Below are 13,900 nucleotides of genomic sequence, written 5' to 3'. Positions count from 1 at the left end.
CCTCCCTATTCCGCCGCGCGCGACGGCGGCATGTCGTAGGCCGCGCGAATCTTGTCCCATTCGTCGGCGCCGAAGCGGCCGAACAGCTGCTTCAGGCTCTGCCGGCCCATCGGGTCGGGATGCCGGCCCTGGGCCTTGATGGCGGCCAGCGTGTCGTCGCAGACGGCGACCACGTTGGCGAGCAGCACGCCCGGCAGGATGGCGAGCCGATAGCCCTGGCGGTCGGCCTCGGCGAGATCGAGCGGCGGCGTCTTGCCGCCGCGCACCACGTTGAGCAGGCAGGGCCCGTTCACCCGCTTCGGCACCGCGGCGATCTCCTCCGCACTCTGCGGCGCCTCGACGAAGGCCATGTCGGCACCGGCGGAAAGCGCTGCATTGGCGCGTGCGACCGCCTCGTCCAGGCCGAGCGCGGCGCGGGCATCGGTGCGGGCGATGATCAGGAAATCGGGATCGGTGCGCGCCTCGGCGGCGGCGCGGATCTTGGCGGCGAACTGCGCCGCCGGGATCACTTCCTTGTTGTCGAGATGGCCGCACTTTTTCGGGAAGCCCTGGTCCTCGATATGCAGGCCGGCCACGCCGCGGCGCTCGTACTCCCGCACCGTGCGGGTCACGTTGAGCTCGTTGCCATAGCCGGTATCGGCGTCGGCGATCACCGGCACGCCGACCGCGGCGGCGATGCGGCCGGCATTGTCGGCCATTTCCGTCAAGCCGATCAGGCCGTAATCGGGATAGCCGAGGGTTGCCGCGGTGCCGGCGCCGGTCATGTAGATTGCGGGGAAGCCCGCCTGTTCGATCAGCCGCGCGGTGATGCAGTCCCAGGCGCCGGGCGCCACCACCATGGGCCCTTCCCGCAGCATCGCCCTGAGGCGCCGCCGTGCCGTCATCGCGCTTCCTCCCAGCCGTCTGACGCCCGAGCCTACACCCGCAGCGGGCGGCGCGGGAATCTCAGGCAAAGGTCGAGACGATCAGGCCTGGGGCGGGCTGGCAGCCTCAGGCCGGGCGGCGGCGCGCCAGGCCGGCGAAGGCGATGCCGCCGATCAGAAACAGCGCCGCGATCGGCTCGCCGACCTCGGTCCACAGGCCGCGGAAATCGCACTCGCCGCCATCGCGGCATTCCGCGGGGCCCAGGAAATCGGTGCTGAACGCCCCGACGGCGAGGCCGCCGTTATAGCCGAACTCGAAATCGCTGGAGGTGTTGTTGAAGCGGATCGATCCCTTGTCGGGCGCGAAGGCGTAGTCCAGCTGCGATCCGCCGCAGGTGGCCGAGCCCGGATTGGCGCAATCGGCCTGGACCGCCAGAAGGTCCGCCAGATCGGCTTCGAAACTGCCCACCCGGAACAGGAAGCTGACGATGCCGCCGATATCGTTGTCGAACTTGCTGCCGCTCGACGGCAGGGCGCTGCCGGCGAATTCGATCTGGACCTGTACCGGCAGGCCGGTCGGGTTACTGCCCATCGGGATGAACTGGTACATGGCCGCCGCGGCCGGTCCGCCTTGCAGGCCAGCCGCCATCATCGCCACCGTCAGCGACGCGAAACCGAACTTACGCATGACATCCCCCTCGCGACCTTGTGGGGGCGCCGCCACGCGCGCCCCATGCTCGCCAAGGCCACCGCCATGGGGGAAAGAAGTCAAGCAACACAGCAGCTTGGCTATAATTGGTCACAGCAGGCCAGGACGCGGCCCAGATCGCGTGGCGGCGTCCGGCGACCGCACCACATCTTGCAGAGCCCGGATACAACGTAAGGTCGCAGACGGCGATGAACGCTCGCCACCGCGCGCCTGTCGCCCGGCAAAACGCCAGGATTTCCCACGAGTCGCGGCCGGTTGCGAGGGGCCGGAAATGGCGCGCCCTGCTGGATTCGAACCAGCGACCCCGCGCTTAGAAGGCGCGTGCTCTATCCGACTGAGCTAAGGGCGCGAATCATCAGGCAAATCAGCGCACGCGATGGTAGCTGAAATTATCCGCATAGGCCCGGCGCGGGATGACCCGCGATTTCGGCGCCTCGACCTCGTAGGGAATGCCGTGCTTCTCGGCAAAGGCGATCGCGGCTTCCCGGGTCGGGAAGCTCATACGGAGCTGGCCGAGCGTGGTGCGGCTGCCGGTCCAGCCCATCAATGGCTCGACGAAGCGGGCCCCCTCGGCCTCGAATTCCAGCACCCAGTCGTGGGTATTGCCGCGGCCGGACTGCATGGCGGTCTTGGCCGGCTTGTGGATGCGGGCGACGGGCGGCATGGCTCGCTACCTATGCTCCTCTGCAACCTGGCGGTGGTCGGGGCGACTGGATTTGAACCAGCGACCTGCTGCGCCCAAGGCAGCCGCGCTACCAGGCTGCGCTACGCCCCGCTTCCCGCATCGGTGAGTGGCCCGAGCGTTTACCGCAAGCGGCCCCCCGAAACAACCGAACGTGACCGCGGTCACCGACGCGGCCCGCGAATGTGTTAACTTATGCTTCAGTTGTTGCTCCACTCTGACTTCCGGGCCCCTGGATCCACCGATCCGCGGGCCCTTTCTTTTGGCGGAGCGCGAAGACGGCCTGGCCCTTGATGACGACGCGGCCCTCGACCGTCAGCTCGCCCTCCAGGAAGGCGAGCGTCTGGGTGGCGCGGGTGATGCGGGCGCGGCCCTCCAGCCAGTCGCCGCGCTTGGCCGGGCTGAGATAGTCGGTGACGAGGCGCACGGTGAAGCCGCGCCGTCCGGTATGGCTCAAGGAATTGCCGAAGGTCGAATCCATCATGGTGGCCAGGAAGCCGCCATGGGCGATCCCCGCCACGTTGAGATGGCGCGGCTCCACCCGCACGCCGCGCACGATCCCCTCCCCCTCGCGCTTGACGTAGAGATCGGCGATGCCGGGGGTGAAGCCGCCGCGCGGCGGGACGAGCTCGAAGCCCTCCGGGATAGGTTTCATGGCTTGCTGCCGAAGATCGGGTGCAGCACCTTGTCGCCCGGCTTGATCTTGAGGCGGGATGCGGTGCCGCCGTTGAGCTCGATCACCGCGCGCACCGGGCCGGCCGCCGGCACCGAGACGAGCGACCCGGGTACCGTGCGCTCGGCGATGTTGAGCACCGCGCCGTCCGCCTTCACGAACAGCATGTCGAGCGGGATGAAGGTGTTCTTCATCCACATCGCGATGCCGGCCTGATCCGAGCCGTAATCGAACAGCATGCCGTGATCGGCCGCCATCTCGCGCCGGTACATCAACCCGCGCTGCATCTGGTCCGGCGTCGTCGCCAGCTCGACCTGGAACTTGTGCTTTCCGGTCGCGGTCTGGATCACGATCTCGGTGACCGGCAGGCCGGTCTGCGGCTGGGCCAGCGCGGGGACTGCAGCGAGCAGCAGGGCGGCGAGGAGGAGAAGGCGGCGGGTCAGGCTCATGGCGGGGCGGTTATAGCGGAGGGATAGCTCCTCTCCCAACGCAGTTGGGGGAGGATGGGTGGGGGTTTTTGTGTTTTTCGTCGGCGGGGTGCGGGTGGAGACGAAAAACACAAAGACCCCCTCCCTACCCTCCCCCGCGCAAGCGCAGGGGAGGAGATTTGGGTGGCTCCCCCGCGGCTTCGCCACGGGGGAGGAATTTTGATTACGATGGCCGGAACACGGGAGGAGTGCATGTCGGGTTCGCGGCTTTCTTATGACCATGGGACTTCGACCACGCCGCTGATCGGGGCGACGATCGGGAATTTCTTCGACGAGGCCGTCGCCAAGTACCGCGAGCGCGAGGCGCTGGTGGTGCGGCACCAGGGCATCCGCTGGACGTGGGGCGAGCTGGCGGCCAAGGTCGATGCGCTGGCCGCCGGGCTGCTGGCGCTGGGGCTGGAGCCGGGCGACCGGATCGGCATCTGGTCGCAGAACAACTCGGAATGGGTGCTGACCCAGTTCGCCACCGCGAAGGCGGGGCTGGTGCTGGTCAACATCAACCCGGCCTATCGGCGGAGCGAGCTGGACTACGCGCTGAACAAGGTGGGCTGCAAGGCGCTGATCACCTCGCCTGCGCTGAAGACCTCCGACTATCTGGAGATCATCAACGACCTGGCGCCGGAGCTGAAGACGTCCAAGCCGGGCGAACTCAACTCGAAAGCGCTGCCGCATCTGCGCTGGGTGATCCGCCTCGGCAAGGACAAGACGCCGGGCATGCTGAACTTCGACGAGGTCGCCCCGCGTGCCACCAACAGCCAGCACGAGCGCCTGAAGCAGCTCGCCGGCACCCTGCAATTCGACGACGCGATCAACATCCAGTTCACCAGCGGCACCACCGGCTTCCCCAAGGGCGCCACGCTCAGCCACCACAACATCCTGAACAACGGCTGGTTCATCGGCGAGGCGATGAAGCTGACGCCGGACGATCGGCTCTGCATCCCGGTGCCGCTCTATCACTGCTTCGGCATGGTGCTGGGCAACCTGGCCTGCCTGACGCATGGCTCCACGATGGTCTATCCGGCGGAGGCGTTCGATCCGCTCAGCGTCCTCGAAACCGTGCAGGCGGAGAAATGCACCGCGCTGCACGGCGTGCCCACCATGTTCATCGCCGAGCTGGACCACCCGGACTTTGCCAGGTTCGACCTGTCGCGGCTGCGCACCGGCATCATGGCGGGTAGCCCCTGCCCGATCGAGGTGATGAAGCGGGTGATCGACAAGATGAACATGAAGGAAGTGACCATCGCCTATGGCATGACCGAGACCTCGCCGGTCTCCACCCAGAGCTCCACCGAGGACAGCATGGAGCGGCGCGTCTCCACCGTGGGCCGCGTGCAGCCGCATATCGAGATCAAGATCGTCGACACCGAGGGCCGCATCGTGAACCGCGGCGAGACCGGCGAGTTCTGCACCCGCGGCTATTCGGTGATGCGGGGCTATTGGGGCGACGCGGAGAAGACGAACGAGGCGATCGACACGGCCGGGTGGATGCATACCGGCGACCTCGCCACCATGGACGACGCCGGCTATGTCAACATCGTCGGCCGGCTGAAGGACATGGTGATCCGCGGCGGCGAGAACGTGTATCCGCGCGAGATCGAGGAATTCCTGTATCGCCATCCCAAGGTGCAGGACGTGCAGGTGATCGGCGTGCCGGACCCGAAATACGGCGAGGAGGTGTGCGCCTGGATCAAGCTGCGCGAGGGCGAGCGCGCGAGCGAGGAGGAGATCCGCGAATTCTGCAAGGGCCAGATCGCGCATTACAAGATCCCCCGCTACATCCGCTTCGTCGACCAGTTCCCGATGACGATCACCGGCAAGATCCAGAAGTTCGTCATGCGGGAGGAGATGATGAAGCAGCTCGGGGTGACGGCGGCGAAGACGGCTTGAGGGGAAGCGCCGCGAGCGCGGGTAGCGCCACCTGAAGCCCTCCCTCGCGCGCAGCGTGGGGGAGGGTTTGGGTGGGGGCGGTGCCGCTTGGCGCCCCGGCACAGATGCGGCGGCGCATCTGTTCCTCCGCGCCGTTCCAGTTGGAATGAGGAAGCGGCGGCGTATCTGTTCCGCATGGTCCATCCGGCGGATGCAGGGCATTAGTTCCTCGGCGCCCTTCCGGTTCGGACGGGCAGAGGCGGCGCTTCTGTTCCGCCATTCGATCCCAGCGCCGGCCGTGACACCTCACTCCGACGTCTCGATCCCCGCTTCCAGCTCTTCGATCGTGGCCGGATGCTTGAGTGCGTGAGCGCGCCCCGCGAGGCGAAGGCAAGCCTATGGCTGCCTATGGCGTCCTATGGCAGCCAACGGGAGCCTATGGCGGCCTATGATTTCCTATGGGAGCCAATGATTGCCTATGGTGTCCTATGGGAGCCAATGGCGGGGAGCGCATCGGGCACGTAAGCCGCTGGTTTTACAGGACTTCCGATTTCGGGCTGAACCCGGGGATCACTTCAAACCACTCGTACGCCCGTTCCGACCCGTATTTAGCCAATAGAAAGGCGCTTCCGCAGACATGTGTCCTGCGGCCACTCGACTGTATTCACACGTTAAAAGATCGGGCCACGGAACCTTCATTTGTACTATAACACAAATGCGCAGCGTGTGCCAGCGCCGCCGACGCGCCCCATGCATCCCCAGAAGGGCGCGTTGCTTCAAAGGGAAGAGGCCATGCAACGCACAAGGGCTATCTGGAGCCCCACAAGAAATTCGCGAGCCGGCTGCTTAGCCAGACGCCATCACCGAGTTGGCATTCCCACAGGACAAGAACACGCCAGCCAAGGGACGTGAGGGCCGCCACGGCTTCGAGATCACGCTCAACGTTGCGGGAAAGCTTCGGCAACCAGTAATCAGTACGCGAGCGGGGAACGTTGGAAAGCTTGCATCCGTGCTGATGCCAAAAGCAGCCATGCACGAGTATCGCCGCCTTGTATCGGGGCAGCACTATGTCTGGCGAACCCGGTAGGTCACGGCGATGAAGGCGGAACCGAGCACCCAAGGCGTGCAGCGTACGACGAACCAACAGCTCCGGTCTGGTGTTTCGTTGGGGTATGGAGCGCATGATTCGCGAGCGCGCAGAGGAGTCGTCGCATAGTTGAATTCCGCGTGGACGCGACTTTCGAAGGCTCTTGCTCACCTCAACACCTTACTTAATCCAAACACCGACTAGGTAGCGCTGACGCCTGGCGGAAAGAATCAAAATTTGCCATAAAGGCAACGGAGCTATCATAAGGCGAGCAGTATGCCGCGGAATGAACAACAGCGAGTTGGTGGGCCCAAGTCGTTCCCCCGCGGAAAGTCGGCGCCATTATTCGTCGACGCTTTCGCCGGATGCGGGGGACTCAGCCTCGGCTTGAAGCGGGCAGGATGGAAAGGCCTTTTCGCCATCGAAAAGGATTCTTTCGCATTCGACACATTGTCGGCGAACTTCCCCCCCGGCTGCAATCGCTTCGGTTACGACTGGCCAGTCGCGATTGAACGAAGGGCGTGGGACATCCGCGAACTCCTCACAGAACGTCGCGACGCCTTGATAGAACTCGTTGACAGAGTCGACCTGCTTGCGGGTGGGCCTCCCTGTCAAGGATTCTCGCATGCCGGGCGACGCCGCGCCGACGATCCTCGCAATCGGCTCTTAGAAGCGTATCTGGAGCTTGTCGATCTCCTCCGCCCTCGCTTTGTGCTCGTTGAGAATGTGCGAGGCTTCAAGTCAGACTTCGCAACACCAGATGAAGGCATCGTTGAGAATTTTGCAGTCGCGCTTCAACATCAGCTTAGTGAACGCTACGACATCGCAAGCGCAGTCATCCGAGCAAGTGACTTCGGCATACCGCAGGTCCGCCCTAGATTCTTCCTAGTTGGTGCACTACGACAGCTTGGTGCTGGGGAACGAATCGCAACATTCTTTTCCGACCTAGAACGCGGGGCGGGTGGCTTCCTTAGCAAGCGCCGTTTATCGCGCACGCCAACTGCTCGAGACGCCATCAGCGATCTAGAAGTACTGTGGAATGGTACAGTTCCATGCACTGATACCGAGGGTTTCGATGCAATAGCATACCGGGGCCCGCGCACGTCCTATCAAGAAGTCATGCGTGACGGGCAGGACGGACCGCCATCAGATACGCGACTAGCGCGTCATAGGCCGGACATTCGAGACCGCTTTGCCGCGATCATCAGAGCCTGCCGTGAGGAAGGACGTCTCAGTGTCACGATCTCCGCAGAGACTCGCAAGGCGCACAATCTGAAAAAAATGGCGATCAGAGTTCTCGATCCGCTAAATGCATCGCCGACGATCACCAGTCTTCCCGACGATCTCCTGCACTATGCCGAACCTCGTACCCTCACTGTCCGCGAGAATGCACGTCTGCAATCATTTCCGGACTGGTTCGTGTTTCGGGGCAAGTACACCACAGGCGGTGACCTCCGTCGTAAGGAAGTCCCTCGCTTCACGCAGGTGGCAAATGCTGTACCGCCACTTCTCGCTGAACAGATCGGGCTACTTCTTCGTCAGATCGCGATCCGCCACATGAGGTCGAACATGATGCCCCAACGCGTCGCAGACCGTACTGAGGGCGAGCCTATGCGTCTTAAGCTTCCCGCGGAACTCCACCATCCAATTGTCGTCAATGGTCACCGCAGCCTGGCCCCTCTTGAATGAGCGAAGCGTCACCGTTCCATCAGCGGCAACCTCCTCCTTGGCATGAGCCAGCGTATTTCGACTGAGTATGATATCTTGCTCATAGGTGGCGAGAATCGCCAATGCGTCCCGCGGCTTGTTTGCCAACACTTTAGACACTCTTCTCATCGCCATGAACTTTTGGGCCGAAGAGAACAAGCGGCTGTCAGTCACTACTTCCAATATGCGGCCTTCCGCCACGAGTGGCGCAAGTTGCGCAAGTCCTTCCTCTGCGCTGCGCTGCAGCTTCTGTAAAGTCTCGCCTGCCTTAGCGATCATCTGCCGATCGGTGGATTCGAAAACGCGTTCCAGCGTTTCCTCCATTAGCACATCCATCTCTGCGACCTCGGCCATCGCAATTCCACGCATATGATTGAGGTCGACGGCCTTGCCAATTACTGTGTCGGCTAGACCCTTTAGTGCGTCACTAAGTTCCCGTCGATCTGCAACAAAGACGCCGGCCACCTGCTCTTTCGCCAACTCAGCGAATAAATTGAGCGATAGGTCAGACGAATAAAACACCATGTCCGTGTATCGCAACTCATGCCTCATCCTGCGAGCAGCTACGGCACCGTTAGTGTCGTCGCGGCCGAGGTTGTAGTCCACCATGACGAGGTCGTATTCCTTCCCGGAATTCCGGGCCAGATCTCGCAATCCCCTCTCTGAAAGATCTGGTGCGATCTTACTCTTAAGCGAAAATCCTTTCGCCTCAAGATGGTCGGAGAGAATGCTAAGCGCACCTTCGATACTTTCGGGAAGGTCATCTACGATGAGGAGCATGAATTCGAGCTTCACGCCGGCACCCGCATTGTCAGATGAGCGCCATCGAGGGTGCTCGAATAAGGTTCACGATGCGCTTCAATGACGCCGCCTAGTCCCTCGACGACCTGCTTCACGTGGTAGAGCCCGAGTCCCGAGCCGTCGGTTGTTGTGACACCCTTTTCGAACACGCGCTCTATCGGATCCAGAGTTGGCGGCCAGCCTGCGCCATCATCCGCTATGGTCACGACGAGTACCGGCTTTGCTCCCTTCGCTATCTCTAGAAAGAAGCCGATTTTGGTCGCGCGAGCTTTCACCGCGTTCGAGACAAGGTTGTCGATGACTATTCCAATCTCAATTGGTCGAAACCGGCGCTCCAGCTTCTTGCCGTCGCTTTCAACGTGGAGGTTCACCCCGCGCGGAGCCCAAAGCGATGAAATCGTCTCAATATAGTCACGCACATAGACTGCGAGGTCAGCTTTGACCTCCGCGGATTGTTGCTTGTAGCCGCCTTTCGTTGCAAAGCGAGCGGCCGTTAGGATCTGGCTATTTCTATATGAAACACGCTCAAGGAAATCGATCCATTCATCCTTCCGAACTGCCGCGCCAGCACGCAGCTTGCCCATCATCCGCTTCACGCCGTGATGAACATCGGATGCGTGGATCATGATTTGATGGTGCAGGTTCAGGATCGTGTCCTGATCTAGCGATGCCGCAGCGACGAGAAACTGATTGCGCTCCCTCTCCTCTCCGTACTTGACGCGCGCCGCATGCGCGGCGCTCTCAGCTGCGGCAGCGCGGGACTCGGCTCGTCGCTCCGCCTCACGTGCCTCAGCCTCAGCTAATTGAAGTGCCTTAATGCGCGCCTTCGCATCAGCAACACGAGCGAGCAACGCCTTGTCGCCCGTCTGATCAGCAAGCAGCTCGAGTGCCTTAAGCGATGATTCGAACGCCGCAGACTTTTCGTCGACGATCCTTACCAAGTGCGGATTGTACTCGACGAGCTCCACGCCCTCAGTTGCGGCAAGGCGTGAAACGAGCTGCGCAACCAAGGCGCTGCTTTCATCCAGCTTCATGCGCGACGTGTCGCCCACGTGCTGGTCAAATTTGTCGCGCCAGGTGATGTCGACCACGTACCGCTCTAGTCGGCGAACGCATTTGTCGCGGACACAGTTGATCAGCTCATCGACCTGAGGCGTGCGAATTAAACCCTGATTCCGACTTGTTGCCTCATCGAATCCCTTGACCCCCTTGATGTCGACACGGCCTATTAGGTCGCGCCCCCCTAAAAACCTTCGTTGGCCCTGCTGCTTCCGCCGATTCAAACCAAAAAAATCGTCATCCTCCGCCCCGATAGGAAAAACTCGAAACCCATTGCGGAAGAGAAAGATCGAGCCAAACTGCACGGAGGGTAGGCCCATCCTGTGCGCAAAGAGAACTTTCGCGCCGCGATTTAAGAAGTATACGTCGGCATTGAGTTCCGTCTCTTGAAGCCCTGGATACGGATTGGCTTCTCTGATGCGGTAGATCGTTTCACCGCGGTCCTCAAGCACAGACTCGATCGTTGCGCCATTTTCGATCAGCCGAATTTTTATGGCAGTAGTTCGTTGGGCCAGAACCTCAAGGATGGGGTTCTCGATCTTGCCGTTGACCAGTAGCTTAGCTGGTTGGTCCTCCCGTCGACTCGAGTTGTATTGCGCATCAAGTTCGTCGGAGGCTCGCTCGACCGGAGCAATAATTTCAATCTGAAACTTGGGTGGGCCAACGGCAAAAGGATCGATGAGCTTCGTTAGTTCTCGTTTCAACTCTTGGAGTTTCTCACGACCCCAATCCGAACGCAGCTTGCGAATCTCTAATACCGTACCGGTTGCGCCGCGAGGCTTGAGGGTCGAATCCGGAAAATCTGGAGCCTCCGAAAGTCTCACGCGGATGTCGCCAAACTCCTTCTTGGGGTCCGCCTCGTATAGCGTCCAATCGATTTCTAAGATCTGCACTTGTTGTCGCGTAGCCCGCGAGCTCAGGGTCAGTTCGGCGCCCAACCGGTCACAAGAAAACCGGCCCACGCCTTTGGCTCCTGCAAATGGTTTGCTACGCTCACCAATTCGGTCTCGGTAATCGCTGTCTTCCGTCCCCTCTCGTTTCGCTGAATATGCGACGAATAACCACTTGTTCAGAAGGTCCGCCCGCGACATGCCCTTCCCATCATCAGAGATCACGATTCTATCTTGATCAAAGAAGATGCGGACACTCCTCGCGTGAGCGTCGAATGAGTTCTTAACCAACTCGAATACAGCGACGAAATCATCGGTAATCAGATCCCGCCCAATGAGATCCTTCAATCCCGTGCTTACCCTGAACGGCTTCTGCTCCGCGCCCACGCGGCCCCCCCAATTTGATTCACATCACAACTTAACCGCTCAAACTGCGTTGAGCCAGCGTATCCAACGTCGTGCTCATCTCGTCGAACGATCCAGAGGGATGACGCTCCACCGAAGACCGCCTCGTGCTTGCCAGCTACAGTGCCGACCGTTCACGCTTGGCCTCTCGACATTCCGCCACGCTCCCTCCTCTCGGTCTAACAGAACTTCCGGAGGAACCGCACCATGCCCCAACTCACCCGCCCCGACGGCGTGAAGCTCCACTACGAGGTCCACGGCCCGGCGCAGGGGAATGGCCCCGCCCTCCTCCTCAGCCACGGCTATTCCGCCACCTCGGCGATGTGGGCCGGGCAGGTCGGGCCGCTTTCGGCGCGGCACAAGCTGATCCTGTGGGACATGCGCGGCCACGGCGCGAGCGACAGCCCGGACGACCCGCACGCTTATTCCGCCGCGGCGGCGGTCGGCGACAGGGCGGCCCACGGAAAAGGGCGGCCCGCGGAACCGGAGCGCCGCCGGAATCGGCCCGCCAGGTGGATGCGGCGTTCCGTCCTGGCCGATCAACGCCGAAATGGTCGTCGAGGGGCCGACTGGCTACGATGCGGGCCGGAAGCGGCGTTCATCCGGGGAATGCCGGGGTCAACGGAGGTGCGGCCATGGCGTGGAAGATCAGCGGCCAGTACATGGAAAGCTGCAATTGCGACTACCTGTGCCCCTGCATCTACACCAACCCGCAGGGCCGGGCCACGCACGACCACTGCACCGCGCTGATGGCGTTCCGCATCGACGAGGGCCAGGCCGACGGCGTCGACCTCGCCGGTTGCAAGTTCGCCTTCCTGATCAAGACCGGGCCGGTGATGGCGGACGGCAACTGGACCTTTGCCAACGCGGTCGATGCCCCCGAGGGAGCGCCGCGCACCACGCTGGCGAAGATCGTGGCCGGCGAGGCCGGCGGCATTCCCCAGCGCATTCGCGACGGCCTGGTCGCCGACTATCGCGGCATCGCCTACAAACCCATCGAATTCGGCATCGACGGCCTGAAACGCTGGGTGAACATTCCGGAGGTGCTGTCGTTCGCGATCGAGGGAGTCCAGCCGCGTATCAAGCCGGGCGAGCCGATGTACATCGACAACACCTCGCATCCGGCGAATGCGCGGCTCGCGCTTGCGCGGGCCAGCAAGATGACAGCGCTGGGTTTCGGGATCGGGGACAGCCTCGTCGGCAAGGGCAATAACGGCCATTTCGCGCCGTTCAGCTGGGCCGGCTAGCTTGGCGGCGCCGGGCCGTTCCGCCGCAGCGGCGCCGCGCGCGTGGCGTTCAGGGTGGCGTTCGGCCAAGGCCTGGAGGCCGAAGGGCCCGCTGCACGGCCGCGCCGCGTGCCAGCGGAAGCTCGGGCGGCCGTAGCCATGCCCGCCTCCGCCGCCGCCATGCTCGAGGCCGTGCTGCGGCGCGACCGGGCGGTGTTGCTCGGCGGGCTGGCGGTGGTGGTGACGCTGGCCTGGGCCTGGTTGCTGCTCGGCGCCGGCATGGACATGACCGCGATCGAGATGACGCGGATGGCCGGCATGGATGGCTGGCTGATGACGCCGGCGGCGTGGTCGACCGGCTATGCCGCGCTGATCTTCTCGATGTGGTGGGTGATGATGGTGGCGATGATGCTGCCCGGCGCGGCGCCGATGCTGCTGCTGTTCGCGCGCGTCACCCGGCAGGATCCGGCAGCCGGCGCGCCGTTCGCGCCGACCACGATGTTCGCGCTCGGCTACCTGCTCGCCTGGGGCGGTTTCTCGGCCGTGGCCACGGGACTGCAATGGGCGCTGGAGGCGGCACGCCTGCTGTCGCCGATGCTGGAGGCCGGCAATGTCCGGCTCGGCGCCGCGATCCTGATCGTCGCGGGCCTGTGGCAGCTCACGCCGCTGAAGACCGTCTGCCTGCGGCACTGCCAAACCCCGCTCGGCTTCCTGATGGGCAACTGGCGCCAGGGCCGCGGCGGCGCGCTGCGCATGGGGTTGGAGCACGGCGCCTACTGCCTCGGTTGCTGCTGGTTCCTGATGGCGCTGCTGTTCTTCGGCGGCGTGATGAACCTGTACTGGATCGTCGGCCTGACCGCCTTCGTACTGCTGGAGAAGATGGTGCCGCTCGGCCACTGGCTCGGCCGCGCCGCCGGCATCGCCCTGCTGGCCTGGGGCCTCGCGCTGCCGTGGCTGTAGCGACCTCGGGCCTTGCCCCTTGGCCCGTTCGGCGCCGCATCGCGCGTGGTCGCAGGCGCTTGCCTGCCCTATGCTGGCGCCAAGCACGCCGGCCGGATGGTGGGCCGTCACAAGGGAAGTGATGCGGAGGAGACGCTCGTGCTCGCAGGCAGCCTGATTTCGGCCGATTCCCATATCGCGACCGGCATCGATGCGGTGATCGTCAACGGCACTTCGCTGCGTCAGCACAACCGGGATGCCGTCGATCCCAGGGGCGCCTTGCCCGGCAAGCTGCTCCGCAACGGCCGGGCGGTGGCGTGATGCCCCAACTCACCCGCCCCGACGGCATGAAGCTCCACTACGAAGTCCACGGCCCGGCACAGGGTCATGGCCCCGCCCTCCTCCTCAGCCACGGCTATTCCGCCACCTCGGCGATGTGGGCCGGGCAGGTCGGGCCGCTTTCGGCGCGGCACAAGCTGATCCTGTGGGACATGCGCGGCCACGG

The 13,900-nt window shown here is 63.3% G+C and carries 12 protein-coding genes, 2 tRNA genes and 3 pseudogenes; 7 read left to right on the top strand and 10 right to left on the bottom strand.

Features of this window, described 5'->3' with window-relative positions:
• Positions 1–5: 5 nt before the first annotated feature.
• The 7 genes from DT074_RS16310 to DT074_RS16280 form a co-directional block, all read right to left on the bottom strand.
• Positions 6–884: an isocitrate lyase/PEP mutase family protein gene (locus tag DT074_RS16310; RefSeq protein ID WP_119420918.1), complete on the bottom strand. Its 879-nt coding sequence runs from the start codon at positions 882–884 to the stop codon at positions 6–8.
• Positions 885–990: 106 nt separating this feature from the next.
• Positions 991–1,551 carry a hypothetical protein gene (locus DT074_RS16305; RefSeq protein ID WP_119420917.1) on the bottom strand — a complete coding sequence of 187 codons (561 nt, stop codon included), beginning with the start codon at positions 1,549–1,551 and terminating at the stop codon, positions 991–993.
• A 293-nt stretch (positions 1,552–1,844) separates the two neighbouring features.
• Positions 1,845–1,921, bottom strand: a tRNA-Arg gene (locus tag DT074_RS16300).
• Between the two features lie 15 nt (positions 1,922–1,936).
• A complete protein-coding gene (locus DT074_RS16295; RefSeq protein WP_119420916.1) occupies positions 1,937–2,236 on the bottom strand; it encodes an ETC complex I subunit in 300 nt (99 codons plus the stop codon).
• Between the two features lie 34 nt (positions 2,237–2,270).
• A tRNA-Pro gene (locus DT074_RS16290) sits at positions 2,271–2,347 on the bottom strand.
• A gap of 100 nt (positions 2,348–2,447) precedes the next feature.
• Entirely contained in the window at positions 2,448–2,909 is a 462-nt protein-coding gene (locus tag DT074_RS16285) for a PaaI family thioesterase (protein ID WP_119420915.1), read from the bottom strand.
• Complete coding sequence (locus tag DT074_RS16280) at positions 2,906–3,376, bottom strand: DUF192 domain-containing protein (protein ID WP_119420914.1); 471 nt, start codon at positions 3,374–3,376, stop codon at positions 2,906–2,908. Before DT074_RS16280 ends, DT074_RS16285 begins: the two co-directional genes overlap by 4 nt.
• A gap of 231 nt (positions 3,377–3,607) precedes the next feature.
• Here DT074_RS16280 and DT074_RS16275 point away from each other — a divergent pair, with 231 nt between their 5' ends.
• Entirely contained in the window at positions 3,608–5,302 is a 1,695-nt protein-coding gene (locus DT074_RS16275) for an AMP-binding protein (RefSeq protein ID WP_119420913.1), read from the top strand.
• Positions 5,303–6,089: 787 nt separating this feature from the next.
• Here DT074_RS16275 and DT074_RS16270 read toward each other — a convergent pair.
• Positions 6,090–6,539, bottom strand: a complete 450-nt coding sequence (locus DT074_RS16270) for a very short patch repair endonuclease (protein WP_368744718.1) — start codon at positions 6,537–6,539, stop codon at positions 6,090–6,092.
• Between the two features lie 105 nt (positions 6,540–6,644).
• Here DT074_RS16270 and DT074_RS16265 point away from each other — a divergent pair.
• A pseudogene (locus DT074_RS16265) lies at positions 6,645–7,883 on the top strand (DNA cytosine methyltransferase); the annotation flags it as partial.
• A 12-nt stretch (positions 7,884–7,895) separates the two neighbouring features.
• Here the strand turns inward: DT074_RS16265 and DT074_RS28550 are convergent.
• Together DT074_RS28550 and DT074_RS16260 are read right to left on the bottom strand one after the other, a co-directional pair.
• Positions 7,896–8,870, bottom strand: a complete 975-nt coding sequence (locus DT074_RS28550) for a response regulator (RefSeq protein ID WP_368744717.1) — start codon at positions 8,868–8,870, stop codon at positions 7,896–7,898.
• The gene (locus tag DT074_RS16260) at positions 8,867–11,212 is read right to left on the bottom strand and encodes an ATP-binding protein (RefSeq protein ID WP_119420910.1); all 2,346 of its coding nucleotides are present in this window, start codon (positions 11,210–11,212) and stop codon (positions 8,867–8,869) included. The genes DT074_RS28550 and DT074_RS16260 overlap by 4 nt, the downstream gene beginning before the upstream one ends.
• A gap of 225 nt (positions 11,213–11,437) precedes the next feature.
• Between DT074_RS16260 and DT074_RS28710 the strand changes: the two are divergent.
• The 5 genes and pseudogenes from DT074_RS28710 to DT074_RS16235 form a co-directional block, all read left to right on the top strand.
• Positions 11,438–11,689 (top strand): annotated as a pseudogene (locus DT074_RS28710) (alpha/beta fold hydrolase); the annotation flags it as partial.
• 176 nt (positions 11,690–11,865) lie between these two features.
• Positions 11,866–12,477, top strand: a complete 612-nt coding sequence (locus DT074_RS16250) for a DUF1326 domain-containing protein (RefSeq protein WP_162914952.1) — start codon at positions 11,866–11,868, stop codon at positions 12,475–12,477.
• 138 nt (positions 12,478–12,615) lie between these two features.
• Positions 12,616–13,416: a DUF2182 domain-containing protein gene (locus DT074_RS16245; protein WP_119420908.1), complete on the top strand. Its 801-nt coding sequence runs from the start codon at positions 12,616–12,618 to the stop codon at positions 13,414–13,416.
• 138 nt (positions 13,417–13,554) lie between these two features.
• Positions 13,555–13,716, top strand: coding sequence for a hypothetical protein (locus tag DT074_RS28105; protein WP_162914951.1), 162 nt, complete (start codon positions 13,555–13,557; stop codon positions 13,714–13,716).
• Positions 13,716–13,900, top strand: a pseudogene (locus DT074_RS16235) (alpha/beta fold hydrolase); the annotation flags it as partial. The gene DT074_RS28105 and the pseudogene DT074_RS16235, both read left to right, overlap by 1 nt.

The sequence above is a fragment of the Desertibaculum subflavum genome (assembly GCA_003576705.1).
GTDB classification, from domain to species: domain Bacteria; phylum Pseudomonadota; class Alphaproteobacteria; order Ferrovibrionales; family Ferrovibrionaceae; genus Desertibaculum; species Desertibaculum subflavum.
This window is presented reverse-complemented; position numbering and strand designations above follow the sequence as displayed.